We start from the raw sequence: 13,110 nt of genomic DNA on the forward strand, positions 1-13,110 counted from the left end.
GCCCCGCCTCGTGCTCGCGTGGCGCACCCCCGCCGCGTCCGTGAACACCCTCGACGCCGCCCTCCAGTCCGTCCTCGTCGACTACCTCACCGGCCCCACCAGCCCCGCGTACAAGTCGCTCGTGCTCGACAAGCAGCTCGTGGAGCGCATCGGCAGTGACTTCACCGAGCACCGCGACCCGCACCTGTTCTCCCTCACCGCCACCCTCAAGAACGAGCGCCACCGCGACGCCGTGCGCCTCGCCCTCCTCAAGGAGGTGAGCAACCTCGCGGCCGGCCGCATCGACGCCGCGCGCGTCAAGGCCATCCAGGACCACCGGCGCTACGGCGCCCTCATGGAGCTGCAGACGCCCCGGGACGTCGGCATCCAGCTCGCCTGGTACGCCGGCATCCTCGGCCAGCCCGACGCGTTCCAGCGCCACCTGCAGAACCTCACCAAGGTGACGCCCGGCCAGCTCCAGGACTTCACCAAGAAGTACCTCACCGCCAACAGGCTCATCGTGCTCGGCCTCACCCCGAAGACCGCCGCCGGAGGGACGAAGTGATGAAGACGCGTGCTCTCGTTTCGCTCGCCGCCCTCGTGGGACTCGCCGGCTGCGCCTCCACGCCCAAGGCCCCCACGGACCCCAACGCGCCGCCTCCCGCGGTGCCCTCCTCCGCCGCGCTGGAGCAGGCCCCCGCGCAGCCGCCCGCGCCCCCCGCGCGCCCGGAGGCCGTGCCCGCCACGCCGCTGCGCCAGCCCAAGCCCATGGAGCTCGTCGTCCTGGAGCGCCAGGACTCGCCCATCGTCTCCTTCCGGCTCGTGTTCCACACCGGCTCGGTGGATGACCCCAAGGGCAAGGAGGGACTCACCGACCTCACCGCCACGCTGATGGCCGAGGGCGGCACCCAGAAGCTCACCTCCGCGCAGCTCCTGGAGGCGCTCTACCCCATGGCCGCGGAGCTCTCCGCGTACACCGACAAGGAGTTCACCTCCTTCTCCGGCCGCGTCCACAAGGACTTCCTGCCGCGCTTCATGGACATCTTCACCGACGTCCTGCTCGCCCCGCGCCTGGACGCCGCCGAGCTGGAGCGCCTGCGCGCCAACGCCATCTCCGACGTGGAGAACGGCCTGCGCAGCGCCAATGACGAGGCGCTCGGCAAGGTGGCGCTCGACGCCCTCCTCTACCAGGGCCACCCGTACGCCCACTACGTCGGCGGCACCGTGCAGGGGCTGAAGGCGATTACGCTCGACGACGTGAAGGCTCATGCGAAGCGCGTCTTCACGCAGGACCGGCTCGTCGTCGGCCTCGCCGGCCCGGTGGACGACGCGCTCAAGCAGGCCCTCACCTCGCGCCTGTCCGCGCTGCCCGCGCAGGGCGCTCCGCGCGTGGAGCTGCCGCCCGTGCCCACCACGGCCGGCCGCGCCGTCATCGTCCAGAAGCCGACGCTCTCCACCGCCATCAGCATGGGCTACGTCACGCCCGTGCGCCGCGGGGACCCGGACTTCTTCCCGCTGGCCCTCGCCTTCTCGCACCTCGGTGAGCACCGCCAGTTCCTCGGCGTGCTCTTCAACGAGCTGCGCGAGAAGCGCGGCCTCAACTACGGCAACTACGCCTACGCCGAGCAGTTCATCGAGGACCCCGGCTCCACGTACAACCGCACCAACATCGCCCGCACCCAGCAGCTGCACAGCATCTGGATTCGCCCGGTGGTGCCCGCCAATGGCGTCTTCGCCACGCGCGGCGCGGTGTACTTCCTCGACCAGCTCGTGCGGGAGGGCCTCACCCAGGAGCGCTTCGACCTCATGCGCGGCTACCTCCAGGGCTACACCCGCCTCTGGGAGCAGACCGACCAGCGGCGCCTGGGCTACGCCATCGACTCGCTCTTCTACGGCACGCCCAACTTCCTGGACCAGTACCGCCAGGCCCTCACGAAGATGACGCCCCAGTCCGTGCAGGACGCCCTGCGCCGCCGCGTCCACCCGGATGCGCTCAACTTCGCGTTCGTCACCCAGGACGCCGAAGGCCTCGCCCAGGCGCTGCGCTCCGGCCAGCCCTCGCCCATCACCTACGCCTCCCCCAAGGAGGCCGCGCTGCTGGAGCAGGACCAGGCCATCTCCACCTTCAAGCTCCCCCTGCGCCCGGACGCCATCCAGGTCGTCCCCGTGCAGACGGTGATGGAGAAATAGAACAGGACTGTAGCGATACCGGCGGGGTGGGTCATTTCCTTCCGCCCCCCGGTATCGAATGCTAAGAGCCGAGGTCATGCGAGGCATCAGCTTCGGGTTTCCCCTCTCGTGGTGGCGCGCTTGCACCATCCGACTCGCGACCCTCGGCCTGCTGTTGGCCACGGTGGCGGCCCGCGCGGAACATGACCCCTTCTCGCGCGGCTTCGACGCCGTGCCGGTGAAGGCCACACCCGCGCAGCGCAGCGGCATCGCGCTGGAAGGCACGACCACCAACGAGCCGGTTGGCAGCTTCCGGGGCGCGCTCCTGTTGGACTTCAACTGGCGCATCCTCGCGCTGAAGCTGGGTGACGAGAAGGTGGGCGACCTGCTGCCCTACCGGCTCGACGCGCACCTGCTCTTCGCGTACCAGCTCCACGAGCGGCTGGAGCTGGCGGTGGACCTGCCCTTCACGCTGCTGCAGGGCGACAACTTCAACCTGCTGCGTGACAGGCTCGACGCACCGGAGTTCCCGGGCGCCGCGGGCGTCAGCAGCACCACGCTGGGCGACATCCGCGTGCTGCCGCGCGTCCACCTGCTGGACCGCGAGAAGTTCCCCGTCGGCGTGTCGCTCATCGCCGAGGTGCGCCTGCCCACCGGTGACGCGGACAGCTTCACCGGCGAGCGCGGCGTGCTCTGGGCCCCGCGCCTCGCCGTGGAGCAGCGCTTCACCTTCCTCCCCATTCCCTTCCGCGTGCTGGGCAACGTGGGCGTGCGCATCCGGCCCCATGCGCAGTACCTCAACCTGCTCGTGGACGACGAGCTGACGCTGGGCGCCGGCGCGGTGGCGGAGCTGCCCAACGTGGGCCGACTCATGGACGTGGAGGGCGTGGCCGAGATGCACCTGGGCACCCCGCTGGTGCGGCCCTTCAACTTCGACCAGTCCGACTCGCTCAAGACGCCGTGGGAGCTGCTGGTGGGCGCCCGCGCGAAGGTGTGGGGCAACTGGGGCCTGGAGCTGAACGTGGGCCGCGGCATCAACCTGTCCAGCGGCTACGGCCGCGAGGCCCTGCGCGTCATGTTCTCGCTGCGCTACGACGAGAAGTTCGTCGACTCGGACGGCGACGGCGTGCCCGACGTGAGAGACCGGTGCCCCACCGAGGCCGAGGACGTGGACGGCTTCCAGGACAACGACGGCTGCATGGACCCGGACAACGACGGGGACGGCATCGTCGACGGCGAGGACGGCTGCGTCATGGAGAAGGGCCCCAAGGAGCGCAAGGGCTGCCCGGAGAAGGACAGCGACGGCGACGGCGTCACCGACGACTTCGACAAGTGCCCGGACAAGCCCGGCCCGAAGGACTACGACGGCTGCCCGGACTCGGACGGCGACGAGGTGCCCGACAACGAGGACGACTGCCCCGACATGTTCGGCCCGCCGGAGAACAACGGCTGCCCGTTCGACTCGCCGCCCTACGTCTTCGTCGAGTCGGACCGCATCCGAATCAAGGGCAACGTGCTCTTCGAGACGGGCTCCGCCATCATCCAGAAGCGCTCGTACCCGCTGCTGGACGAGGTGGCCACGGTGCTGCGGAAGAACCCCACCCTGGGGCCCGTGCTCATCGAAGGCCACACGGACAACCGCGGCTCGCGCGCCCTCAACATGAGCCTGTCCGACAAGCGCGCGCGCTCCGTGCTCGAGTACCTCGTGAGCAAGGGCATCGACCGCAAGCGCCTCACGTCGAAGGGCTTCGGCTTCGACCGGCCCATCGCCACCAACGACACCGCGCTGGGCCGCGCGAAGAACCGCCGCGTCGACTTCCGCCTCATCCGCTCCGAGGTGGAGACGGCGCCGAAGGAGACCGTCGTCCCGGCCGGCCAGCAGCCTCCGGCCGGCGCGGCTCCAGCGAACAAGCCCGCTCCGGAGAAGGAGCCTTCCGGGGCGGCTCCCGCTCCCGCGAACAAGCCCGCTCCCACGAAGTAGCGGCGAAGTCCTTGGGGCGGGCACCCGCGTGGTGCTCGCCCCCGCCGCCTCAAGTCCTCGCGGGTGTGCCCGGTGTCGCGGTCCGCGGCGCCAGCGTGAGGCCCCGGGACCTGGGGCCTACTTCTGCTTCAGCGCGCGCTCGATGCGGCGGCGCAGGGCGTCCTCGGACAGGGCGCCGCGCTGCGCGTCCATCACCTTGCCCTCGCGGTCCAGGAAGTAGAGCGTCGGCAGCGCGGTCACCTGGAAGGAGTACGCAATCTCGTCGTTGGCGTACACCACGTAGGGCCGCAGGTCCGGCAGGTTGTTCCGCATGAAGGCTTCCACGAGCTTGGGCGCGCGCGGTCCGTCGTCACGGCTGGCCGCGACGAAGACCAGGCCCTGCGACTCGTACTCCTTCGCGAGCTTCACCAGCGCCGGCATCTCCTCGCGGCACGGCGGGCACCACGTCGCCCAGAAGTCCAGCATCACCACCTGGCCCTTCAGGTCCGACAGCTTCATCGTGCCGCCGTCGTGGCGCAGCATCTCCAGCTCCGGCACGGACACCCCGTCCGGCACCAGCTTCGCGCGCTGCGCCTCCAGCACCCCGAGGTACACCACGCCTCCCAGCCCGAGCGCCGCCACGAGGCCCAGCACCACCTTCATGCCCCGGGCCGTCTTCGGGGGCGGCGGCGGAGCCCCAATCCCATTCTGCGTCACGCGAATCCACTCCTCGTCAGGCGGCCGTGCACCCTCCGAAGCACCCAGCGCACGCCGCTCCGGGCCACCGGGCGGTGTGACACCCAGGCCGCCACGTCGGGGCCGAACCGATAGTAGCCACGGATGAACGCACGGCCGAGCACGCTCTTCCGCAGCACGTCATCCCGGTACGCGCGGAACGCGACGAGCTCCGGCGCGCCCTCGCCGAAGGCCACCGTCGCCACGAAGCACGAGGCCGCCGGGCTCACCCACATGAGCCGCTGGTTGGTGAGGTTCACCACCACCTTCAGCTCGCGCGCCTCCGTGTAGAGGAAGGCGAGCAAGTCCCTGCGCGCCGCGGGGAAGTCCTGGCCGCTGGCCTCCTCGAACTCGATGCGCGTGGTGCCCGCGGGGCCCACCTCGTCCACCGTGAAGAAGTAGCGCTTGGAGCTGCGGCGGACCTCCACCTCCAGCCCGCGCAGCTCGCCGAAGTACGCCAGGAAGGGCGTCTTGCACGCCGGGCAGATGAAGCGGTTGTAGGGGTGGCTCGTGAGGAAGGCGAAGTCGTTCACCCGCTTGCAGCCGGTGTTGGGGCACACGAGCTTCACCGTCGCCTGGGGCGCCGGGCGCGGGTCGTACCGCGAGGCGCCGGACTCCTTTTCGAACACCGGCGGCGGGCGCGGCGGCGCCGTCACCAGGTGCCGCGTGGGGTGCGCCGCCCGCTCCAGCTCCTGCGCCTTGCGCCAGGCCGTCTCCGCGGCCTCCAGCCGGCCGTCCGCCGTGTGGCACAGCGCCTCGCCATGGGCGAGCAGCGCCTTCACCAGCTTGTCCAGCACCGGCAGCGCCGCGGGGTCCCTGCCAGCCGCCAGTGCCTCGGCGAGCACCTTCTCCACCTCCGGCAGCAGCGCCTGGGCCGCCTTGCGCGACGGGTCCTCCGCGCGGCGGTACACCGGCGGCTCGGGGATGCGGGCGAACAGCGACGAGGCCGCCGCGCGCACGCGCTCCACCGCCGCGTCTCCACGTCCCACATCCAGCGTCGCGGCCCGCTCACGGGCGGCTTGGAAGAGCTCTTCGGGTTGCAAGCCCGCGGACATTAAGGGCCCCACCCCGCCCTGTCAGCGCCTTGCGCACACCCGCGGTCGGAAACTGGCCAGCCGCCCCGGAACGATGTACGAAGAGGTAGGAGGCTGTGAAGAATGGGTGCACTGAAGTTCATCGTCTGGACGGCCTGTGCGGTGGGACTGGGCATCTTCCTGGCCACGGGGAAGGTGGATGGGCGGACGCCGCTGGACCACATGGAGCGGGCGTGGAAGCGCGGCGTGAATTCGTCCGCCGTGGACCGGGTGAAGGACGGGCTGGAGGACGCGTACGAGGACGCGAAGGACGCTGTCGCCCGGCCGACGAATGCGCCCCCGCGCGAGCGCATCAGCGACGAGGACCGTGCGGCGGTGAACCGCATCATCGCTCAAAAGAAGTAGCCCGTACCCCAGGCCCGCTTCCGCTGGAATTCCCCACTCCCTAGCTTGCCGCAGGCGGACGTGGGGCGGAGGCGGGGCCATGGGCAGGGCGCGAGTGAGGGGCGTCGTATTCTTTGCCGCGCTGGTGTGCGCGCTGGTGCTGCCAGCGCAAGCCACCGGGCGCGGAAATGAGCGGCTGTGGTTGGAGTCGAAGAACCGCACGCTCCACCAGCAGCGCGCCACGCTGAGTGAGGTCGCCCGGCGGGCGATGCCGGCGGTGGTGTCCATCACCACCAAACAGGGCACCCTGGAGACGGCCGTGTCCGGCGAGGAGCCGCAGAAGGGCATCGGCTCCGGCTTCATCATCCACCCGGACGGCTACATCCTCACCAGCGCGCATGTGGTGGAGGGCGCCACCGAGGTGCTCATCTCCGTGCTGCACCCGCGCGGCGGCGTGGAGGAGTACGTCGCGCGCGTGCTGGGCGAGGACGTGCGCACCGACTGCGCGCTCCTGAAAATCGACGCCCCGCGCAAGCTGCCGGTGCTGAAGCTGGCCTCCGCGTCGCACGTGCGCTCGGCGGACTGGATTGTCGTCATCGGCAACCCGTTCGGCCTGGCGCACTCGGTGACGGTGGGCGTGGTCAGCTACATGGGCCGCACGGACGTGACGCCCAACGGCCGCGATGGTGACTTCGACTACATCCAGATGGACGCGTCCATCAACCCGGGCAACTCGGGCGGGCCCGTGTTGGATTTGCACGGTGACGTGGTGGCCGTGGCCAACGCGGTGAATGTGGCGGGCCAGGGCATCGGCTTCGCCATCCCCATCGACATCGCCAAGACGGTGATTCCGCACCTCAAGGCCCACGGCCGCGTGCGCCGGGGGTGGATGGGCATCAGCGTGCAGGACTTCTCGCCCGAGGTGGCGGACGCCTACAACCTGCCGCGCGGGCGCGGCGTGGTGGTGACGGACGTGGCCGAGGGCGGCCCCGGCGAGCGGGCGGGCCTGGTGCCCGGCGACGTCATCGTCGGCCTGGACGCCCGGCGCGTGCTGCGCGCCCACACCCTGCGCTGGCAGGTGGCCGCGCGCGGGCCGGGCCGCGACGTGAAGCTCAAGGTCCACCGGGTGGGCCGCCCCATGAAGGTGACGGTGAAGCTGGAGGAGATGCCCGCCGAGGAGGCGCCCGCCCCCGCCCTGGCCGCCAGCTCGCCCGGCCGCCAGCCCACCCGGGGCCAGTCCGTGCTGGAGGACCTGCTGTCGCCGGTCCCCCGCTCGAAGAGCTTCCCGGCGGCCCCCGGCGAGGAGGAAGCCCTGCCCGACGCCACCGGTTCAGAGGACGGCGCCCCCGTGCCCTGACGGGAGGACGGGCCTGACGGCTCCCGGGTTTCTCCGGCCTTCTTGCGTTCGGGTGGCATGGGCGCTAGACAGTGCGCCTTTTTCGTACCCGGCGGCGGGTCCACCTCCGTGTGGCGCCGCAGTTTCCGCATCGTTCCGCAGGAGAGTTCCAGATGGCCGAGGCCCAGACGACGAAGCTCACCCATTGGCCGCGTACCGCCAAGGGCAATGGCAAGAAGGCGTGCACGGTGGAGGGCTGCAAGCGCCCCTACCGCGCCAAGAGCTACTGCTTCTTCCACTTCAAGAAGTGGCGGCAGGGTGAGCTGCCCCACTCCCGCTACCGCACCTGCTCCAAGGCGGAGTGCCGCGTGAAGACCTTCAAGGGCGGCATGTGCGAGAAGCACTACGGCGAGACGTACAAGAAGGAAGCGGCGGCTTAAGTCGCCGTCGCTGTCCTCGCGGCGCCGGGGCGTCCCTTCCCTCTCAGGGAGTGGAGGCGCCCCGCGCCACCGCGCGGCCCAGGTGCTTGAAGGCGGTGAGCCACAGCTCCGCCTCGCGCTGGGTGAGCCGCGCCCGCATCAACGTCAACTCCAGCTCGTTCAGCACGTGCTGCGGGGCCTGTGGGTTGAGGAACTCCGCTTTCAGCAGCACCTCACGCATCCGCGCCGCCAGCGCGTTGAGCGTGCCCATGCGCGCGCCGGGCTCCCCCACGTCCGCCTTCGGCTCGGGCGCCGGCCCCAGGCCCTGCCGGTGGCAGAGGTAGAGCAGCACCGCGGCGGACTGCGCCAGGTTCATGGACGGCTGCACGTCCGATGTGGGGATGACGAGCACGTCCGTGCACCGCGCCAGCTCCTCGTCGGACAGGCCCCGCTGCTCGCCGCCGAACACGAGCGCCACCCGGCCCCGGGCGCTCTCCTCCGCCAGCCGCCGCACCGCCTCCTCTGGCGTCAGCGCCTCCCTGCCCTTGAGCTGGGTACGAGAGGTGGTGCCAATGGCGTACACGCAGTCCTTGAGGGCCTCCGGCAGATCGCGCGCCACGGCCATGCGCTCCAGGACGGCGTCGCCCTTCACGGCGAGGCGCTCGGCTCCCCGGAAGGAGTAGGTGGCCGGGTCCGACAGAATCAGCCGTGAAAACCCGAAGTTGGCCATCACCCGCGCCACGGCCCCCAGGTTGTCCGGAGAGCGCGTCTGGTGCAGCACAACGGTGAGATACTCCCCTGGACGCATGCCTCCGAGTTTAGCTGGTTGATCCGGGAAGAGATCGGTATATTCCCAGGCGTATGCGTCGCTGGCTTCCTGGGCTGCTCCTCTCTCTCGTGACCGTCCTCACCGCTTGCGGCGAGGCCGGCAGGCCCGCGCTCGCGACCCTGAGTGCCCGCCAGGCGCTCACCAACCCGCCGGAGTTCGTCGAGTTCGAGTCCCCGACGATGCGGCTGGAGCTGTACCGCGAGGTGGCGCGGCAGTCGGTGGTGGAGTCCGGTCAGGCCGCGCAGGCGCTGGTGCTCTTCCCCATCACCCGCGAGGGCGAGCTGCTGGCGGCGCCGGGCTTCGACGCGAAGACGGACCTCTTCCAGTCTCCGGACGCGGGCGGCGGCATCCAGCTCGTGCTGGACGCGCGCTACGGCGAGCGTTGGCCGGAGGACCGCCGGGAGAGCCTGCAGGGCCTGTCCGAGCGCGAGGCGGCGGAGCTGGTGGCCCGCACGCTGCTGGTCCACTGGGGCATCCAGCCGGAGGCCGCGGTGCAGGTGGACCGGGCCTCGGGCGCGCCGTACGCGGTCGCCTACGTGGACGGCATCCTGCGCATCAACCCGGCCTTCCTGTATCTGGCGGCGGCGTACGGTCCCGCTTCCATGCCGGCCAGCGTCCAGTAGAGTCGCGCGCCTCTTCCGGAAGGCCCACCTTTCTCTCGCCACTCCCAGCGAGGGGGTGGGTCGCGAGGCGCTCGTGGATACCTCCGCACTTCACGCTCAGCTGTCCCTCACCCTCAAGCAGACGGACCTGCCGTCGCTCGGCCAGCAGTACCGCGGCAAGGTCCGCGAGACGTACCGGCAGGGCGAGCAGCTCATCCTGGTGACGACGGACCGGCTGTCCGCGTTCGACCACATCCTCACCACCATCCCCTTCAAGGGCGAGGTGCTCAACCGGCTGTCCGCCTTCTGGTTCGAGCGCACGAAGCACATCTGCCCCAACCACGTGCTGGACGTGCCGGACGCCAACGTCACCGTGGCGCGCGCCTGCCAGCCCTTCGCGATTGAAGTGGTGGTCCGCGGCTACCTCACCGGCAGCCTGTGGCGCGACTACCAGAAGGGCACGCACACGGCCTACGGCGTGCCCTTCCCGGACGGCATGCGCAAGGACGCGGCCTTCCCCGAGCCCATCATCACCCCGTCCACCAAGGCCGAGTACGGGCAGCACGACGAGCCCATCTCCGAGAAGGAGTTGCTCGCGCGCGGGCTGGCCAGCTCGCGGGACTGGGCCCGCATCTCCGAGGCCGCCAAGGGGCTCTTCCTGGAAGGCCAGAAGTGGGCGCGCACGCGCGGCCTCATCCTCGTGGATACGAAGTACGAGTTCGGCAAGGTGGGCGACACGCTCTACGTCATCGACGAGATGCACACCCCGGACTCCAGCCGCTACTGGGTGGCGGACGAGTACGACGCGCGCCTCGCCAGGGGCGAGGACCAGCGCATGCTGGACAAGGAGAACATCCGCCAGTGGCTCATCCGCGAGCGGAACTTCTCCGGCCAGGGCACGCCGCCCGTCATCCCGGACGACGTGCGCATGGACCTGGCCACCAAGTACATCGCCGCGTACGAGCGGATTACCGGCACGCCGCTGGCGCTGCAGCCGGGCGACGTGCACGCGCGCATCGAGCGGAACCTGCGTGCGAAGGGCTACCTGAAGTAGCCCTCCGTGGCGGCGGGGCGTCTACTCGCTCCGGCCGAAGACGCGGCGGAACACGTCGTCCATGTGCCGCGTGTGGTAGCCCGGGGAGAAGCAGTCGGCGATTTCCTCGGGCGTCATCATCTTCAGGAGGTCCGCGTCGGAGAGCAGGGCCTTCTTGAAGTCCACGCCCTCCTCGTACAGCTTCATCGCGTTGCGCTGGACGATGACGTACGCGGCCTGCCGGTCCATGCCCTTGCGCGCCAGCTCCAGCAACAGCCGCTGCGAGTTCACCACGCCGCCGAGCAGGTCCAGGTTCTTCTTCATCTGCTCCGGGTAGACGCGCAAATCTTCCATCAGCCGCGCGAAGCGGATGAGCATGAAGTCCGCGAGGATGGTGGCGTCCGGGCCGATGACGCGCTCCACGGAGGAGTGCGAGATGTCCCGCTCGTGCCACAGCGCCACGTCCTCCATGGCGCTCACCGCGTAGCCGCGCAGCAGGCGCGCCAGGCCCGTGAGGTTCTCCGAGAGAATCGGGTTGCGCTTGTGCGGCATCGCGCTGGAGCCCTTCTGCCCCGCGGTGAAGGGCTCCTCCGCCTCGCGCACCTCGGTGCGCTGCAGGTGGCGGATCTCCACCGCGAACTTCTCGATGCTCGAGCCCAGCAGCGCCAGCGCGGTGAAGTACTCCGCGTGCCTGTCACGCTGCACCACCTGGCTGGAGGCCGGCGCGGGCTTCAGGCCCAGCTTGCGGCAGACGTGCTCCTCCACCGCCGGAGGCAGGTGCGCGAAGGTGCCCACCGCGCCGGAAATCTTGCCGACGGCGATGGTCTCCCGCGCGTGCTGCAGGCGGGTGCGGGCGCGGCGCAGCTCGTCGTACCAGATGGCCAGCTTGTGGCCGAAGGTGATGGGCTCGGCGTGGATGCCGTGGCTGCGGCCCATCTGGAGCGTGTGCTTGTGCTCGAAGGCGCGCTTCTCCACCGCCGCCATGACGCGGTCCAAATCCTTCAGGATGAGGTCGAGCGCATCGCGCAGCGTGAGGCCCAGCGACGTGTCGAGCACGTCCGAGGACGTCATGCCCAGGTGCAGCCAGCGCGCGCTGGGCCCCACCCGCTGCTCCATGAAGGTGAGGAAGGCGATGACGTCATGCTTGGTGGTGCGCTCGATTTCTTCAATCTTCGCGGAGTCCTCGGGGGTGAAGTCCCCGGCGCGCTGGCGGCAGTCCTCCAGCGCCTCGCGAGGGGCGAGCCCCGCCTCCACCATGCCCTCCAGCGCGGCCAGCTCCACGTCGCGCCAGCGGCGGTAGCGGGCCTCATCGGACCAGAGGGACGACATCTCTTGTCGGCTGTATCGCGGAATCACTCGTAGACCCTGATGGCAAAGTCCCGCCGCGCCGCGCGCCGGAGAGGCTCGCGCACGGTGTCGGAGGACGGACCTGACTTCGTGGTGACGGTGAGGGTGAGGAACAGGTCGAACGCCACCGGAGACGCCACCGCCAGCGCTCCCGGTTCGACCTTCGGGTTCATGGCCGCACGTCCGCGCAGCAGCGGAAGCCCACCGACTCCGAGCGCTCCGTCGGCGCCGCGCCCTTCCGCGCCGAGCAGCGCGACGTGTAGTCCTGCCGGTCGAACGAGCCGCCCTTGTGCGTGAGGTCCTCCGTCGCGTCGAAGCGCGTGGACGTCCACTCGGCCACGTTGCCGGACATGTCCACCGCGCCATACGCGGAGCGGCAGCGCTGGAAGGTGCCGGACGCCGCCAGCGCCCGGTCCGCCCCCTGGGGCGCCTCGGTGTTGCACGCGGCCGGGTCGTACTCGTTGCCGTACGGGAAGCGCGCGTTGCCGGGGCCCTTGCATGCCTTCTCCCACTCCTCCTCGGAGCAGAGCCGCTTCCCGGCCTGCTCGCACAGGGTCCGGGCCTCTTCCCACGCCACGTTCACCTTCGGCGAGGCGCCGGCTCGATTGGGGTACTCGTACTCATCCACGCAGAAGGAGGGCACCTGGACGCTCGTGAGTGCACGCTCGTTCGGGAAGCTCATGGCGTCGTTGGCCGGCGTGCCCAGCTTGAACGCGCCGCCCGTCACCAGCCGCATGCCCGAGGGGCAGTCCCCCACGGGCGCGGCCACGGCGGGTGCTCCCTCCGCCGGTGCGGTGGCGGCCTTCTCGCCTTCGTTCCGCGAGGGCGGCGCCTGCCGCGCCGGCACCGGCTTTCCGGGGGACACCGGCGCCGCCGTCACGGAGGGACGGACGAAGCGCAGGATGAGGTACGTCCCGCCGGCGCCGAGGGCCAGTCCGCCCAGGGTGAGGAGCACCAGGCTCAGCACGGAGCGGCGCTTCGCCTTGCGCATGACGGGCTGGGTGGGCAGCGCGGCCCGGACGCCCGAGCGGGCACCGGACATCGTGGGCGAGTCCAGGACGCGGGCTCCCGAGCGGGCGCCGGACATCGTCGGGGAGTCCGCGTTGCGGGCGCCCTGACGCGTGCTGCTGGGAGGCGAGGAGTCCGACGCGCGGGCGCCCTGGCGCGTGCTGCTGGGAGGAGAGGAGTCCGATGCACGGATACCCGGGCGCGAACCGGTGCCGGCTGGCGCGGACTCCGGGCCGCGAGCGTTGGCGCGGGGGCCAGGGGTGGCGGGCGAAGAC

The 13,110-nt window shown here is 70.7% G+C and carries 14 protein-coding genes; 8 read left to right on the forward strand and 6 right to left on the reverse strand.

Translation table 11 applies throughout. The annotated features are described in order from the left end of the window. The 3 genes from HG543_RS43555 to HG543_RS43565 all read left to right on the forward strand — a co-directional run. Nucleotides 1-544: M16 family metallopeptidase (locus tag HG543_RS43555; RefSeq protein ID WP_169350854.1), on the forward strand; the 544-nt coding region annotated here is incomplete at its 5' end. Next, entirely contained in the window at nt 544-2,169 is a 1,626-nt protein-coding gene (locus HG543_RS43560; RefSeq protein WP_169350855.1) for an insulinase family protein, read from the forward strand. The genes HG543_RS43555 and HG543_RS43560, both read left to right, overlap by 1 nt. Nucleotides 2,170-2,245: 76 nt before the next feature. Continuing rightward, nucleotides 2,246-4,129 (forward strand): OmpA family protein, encoded by a 1,884-nt coding sequence (locus HG543_RS43565; RefSeq protein WP_169350856.1) that lies wholly within the window; start codon nt 2,246-2,248, stop codon nt 4,127-4,129. A 117-nt stretch (nt 4,130-4,246) separates the two neighbouring features. On the opposite strand, the gene HG543_RS43570 is transcribed toward HG543_RS43565, so the two are convergent. Then, nucleotides 4,247-4,771 carry a TlpA family protein disulfide reductase gene (locus HG543_RS43570; RefSeq protein WP_169350867.1) on the reverse strand — a complete coding sequence of 175 codons (525 nt, stop codon included), beginning with the start codon at nt 4,769-4,771 and terminating at the stop codon, nt 4,247-4,249. A gap of 50 nt (nt 4,772-4,821) precedes the next feature. After that, nucleotides 4,822-5,898 (reverse strand): CFI-box-CTERM domain-containing protein, encoded by a 1,077-nt coding sequence (locus tag HG543_RS43575; RefSeq protein WP_169350857.1) that lies wholly within the window; start codon nt 5,896-5,898, stop codon nt 4,822-4,824. Between the two features lie 102 nt (nt 5,899-6,000). Here HG543_RS43575 and HG543_RS43580 point away from each other — a divergent pair, with 102 nt between their 5' ends. From HG543_RS43580 to HG543_RS43590, 3 genes are all read left to right on the forward strand, one after another. After that, entirely contained in the window at nt 6,001-6,282 is a 282-nt protein-coding gene (locus HG543_RS43580; protein WP_169350858.1) for a hypothetical protein, read from the forward strand. Nucleotides 6,283-6,361: 79 nt separating this feature from the next. Beyond that, a complete protein-coding gene (locus HG543_RS43585) occupies nt 6,362-7,618 on the forward strand; it encodes a S1C family serine protease (protein ID WP_169350859.1) in 1,257 nt (418 codons plus the stop codon). A 152-nt stretch (nt 7,619-7,770) separates the two neighbouring features. Beyond that, nucleotides 7,771-8,037 (forward strand): vegetative protein, encoded by a 267-nt coding sequence (locus HG543_RS43590; RefSeq protein ID WP_169350860.1) that lies wholly within the window; start codon nt 7,771-7,773, stop codon nt 8,035-8,037. Between the two features lie 43 nt (nt 8,038-8,080). Here HG543_RS43590 and HG543_RS43595 read toward each other — a convergent pair whose 3' ends face one another. Further along, nucleotides 8,081-8,824: an RNA methyltransferase gene (locus HG543_RS43595; protein ID WP_169350861.1), complete on the reverse strand. Its 744-nt coding sequence runs from the start codon at nt 8,822-8,824 to the stop codon at nt 8,081-8,083. An 89-nt stretch (nt 8,825-8,913) separates the two neighbouring features. Here HG543_RS43595 and HG543_RS43600 point away from each other — a divergent pair, with 89 nt between their 5' ends. Both HG543_RS43600 and HG543_RS43605 read left to right on the forward strand, forming a co-directional pair. Next, nucleotides 8,914-9,468, forward strand: a complete 555-nt coding sequence (locus HG543_RS43600) for a hypothetical protein (RefSeq protein ID WP_343073587.1) — start codon at nt 8,914-8,916, stop codon at nt 9,466-9,468. A 73-nt stretch (nt 9,469-9,541) separates the two neighbouring features. Continuing rightward, on the forward strand, nt 9,542-10,501 hold the full coding sequence (locus HG543_RS43605) for a phosphoribosylaminoimidazolesuccinocarboxamide synthase (RefSeq protein WP_169350863.1): 960 nt from the start codon (nt 9,542-9,544) through the stop codon (nt 10,499-10,501). Nucleotides 10,502-10,522: 21 nt separating this feature from the next. Here the strand turns inward: HG543_RS43605 and purB are convergent, their stop codons facing one another. From purB to HG543_RS43620, 3 genes are all read right to left on the reverse strand, one after another. Further along, entirely contained in the window at nt 10,523-11,836 is a 1,314-nt protein-coding gene (gene purB / locus HG543_RS43610) for an adenylosuccinate lyase (protein WP_169350864.1), read from the reverse strand. Further along, nucleotides 11,833-12,000 (reverse strand): hypothetical protein, encoded by a 168-nt coding sequence (locus HG543_RS43615; RefSeq protein ID WP_169350865.1) that lies wholly within the window; start codon nt 11,998-12,000, stop codon nt 11,833-11,835. Before HG543_RS43615 ends, purB begins: the two co-directional genes overlap by 4 nt. Further along, the coding region (locus HG543_RS43620; protein WP_211194556.1) for a formylglycine-generating enzyme family protein at nt 11,997-13,110 on the reverse strand (1,114 nt) is incomplete at its 5' end. The genes HG543_RS43620 and HG543_RS43615, both read right to left, overlap by 4 nt.

The organism is Pyxidicoccus fallax (assembly GCF_012933655.1).
Taxonomy (GTDB): Bacteria; Myxococcota; Myxococcia; order Myxococcales; family Myxococcaceae; genus Myxococcus; species Myxococcus fallax.

Excerpts from the sequence above, each read along its gene's own strand:
- HG543_RS43560 (WP_169350855.1), top strand. The coding sequence starts at position 544 with ATGAAGACGCGTGCTCTCGTTTCGCTCGCCGCCCTCGTGGGACTCGCC.
- HG543_RS43565 (WP_169350856.1), top strand. The coding sequence starts at position 2,246 with ATGCGAGGCATCAGCTTCGGGTTTCCCCTCTCGTGGTGGCGCGCTTGC.
- HG543_RS43570 (WP_169350867.1), bottom strand. The coding sequence starts at position 4,771 with ATGAAGGTGGTGCTGGGCCTCGTGGCGGCGCTCGGGCTGGGAGGCGTG.
- HG543_RS43575 (WP_169350857.1), bottom strand. The coding sequence starts at position 5,898 with ATGTCCGCGGGCTTGCAACCCGAAGAGCTCTTCCAAGCCGCCCGTGAG.
- HG543_RS43580 (WP_169350858.1), top strand. The coding sequence starts at position 6,001 with ATGGGTGCACTGAAGTTCATCGTCTGGACGGCCTGTGCGGTGGGACTG.
- HG543_RS43585 (WP_169350859.1), top strand. The coding sequence starts at position 6,362 with ATGGGCAGGGCGCGAGTGAGGGGCGTCGTATTCTTTGCCGCGCTGGTG.
- HG543_RS43590 (WP_169350860.1), top strand. The coding sequence starts at position 7,771 with ATGGCCGAGGCCCAGACGACGAAGCTCACCCATTGGCCGCGTACCGCC.
- HG543_RS43595 (WP_169350861.1), bottom strand. The coding sequence starts at position 8,824 with ATGCGTCCAGGGGAGTATCTCACCGTTGTGCTGCACCAGACGCGCTCT.
- HG543_RS43615 (WP_169350865.1), bottom strand. The coding sequence starts at position 12,000 with ATGAACCCGAAGGTCGAACCGGGAGCGCTGGCGGTGGCGTCTCCGGTG.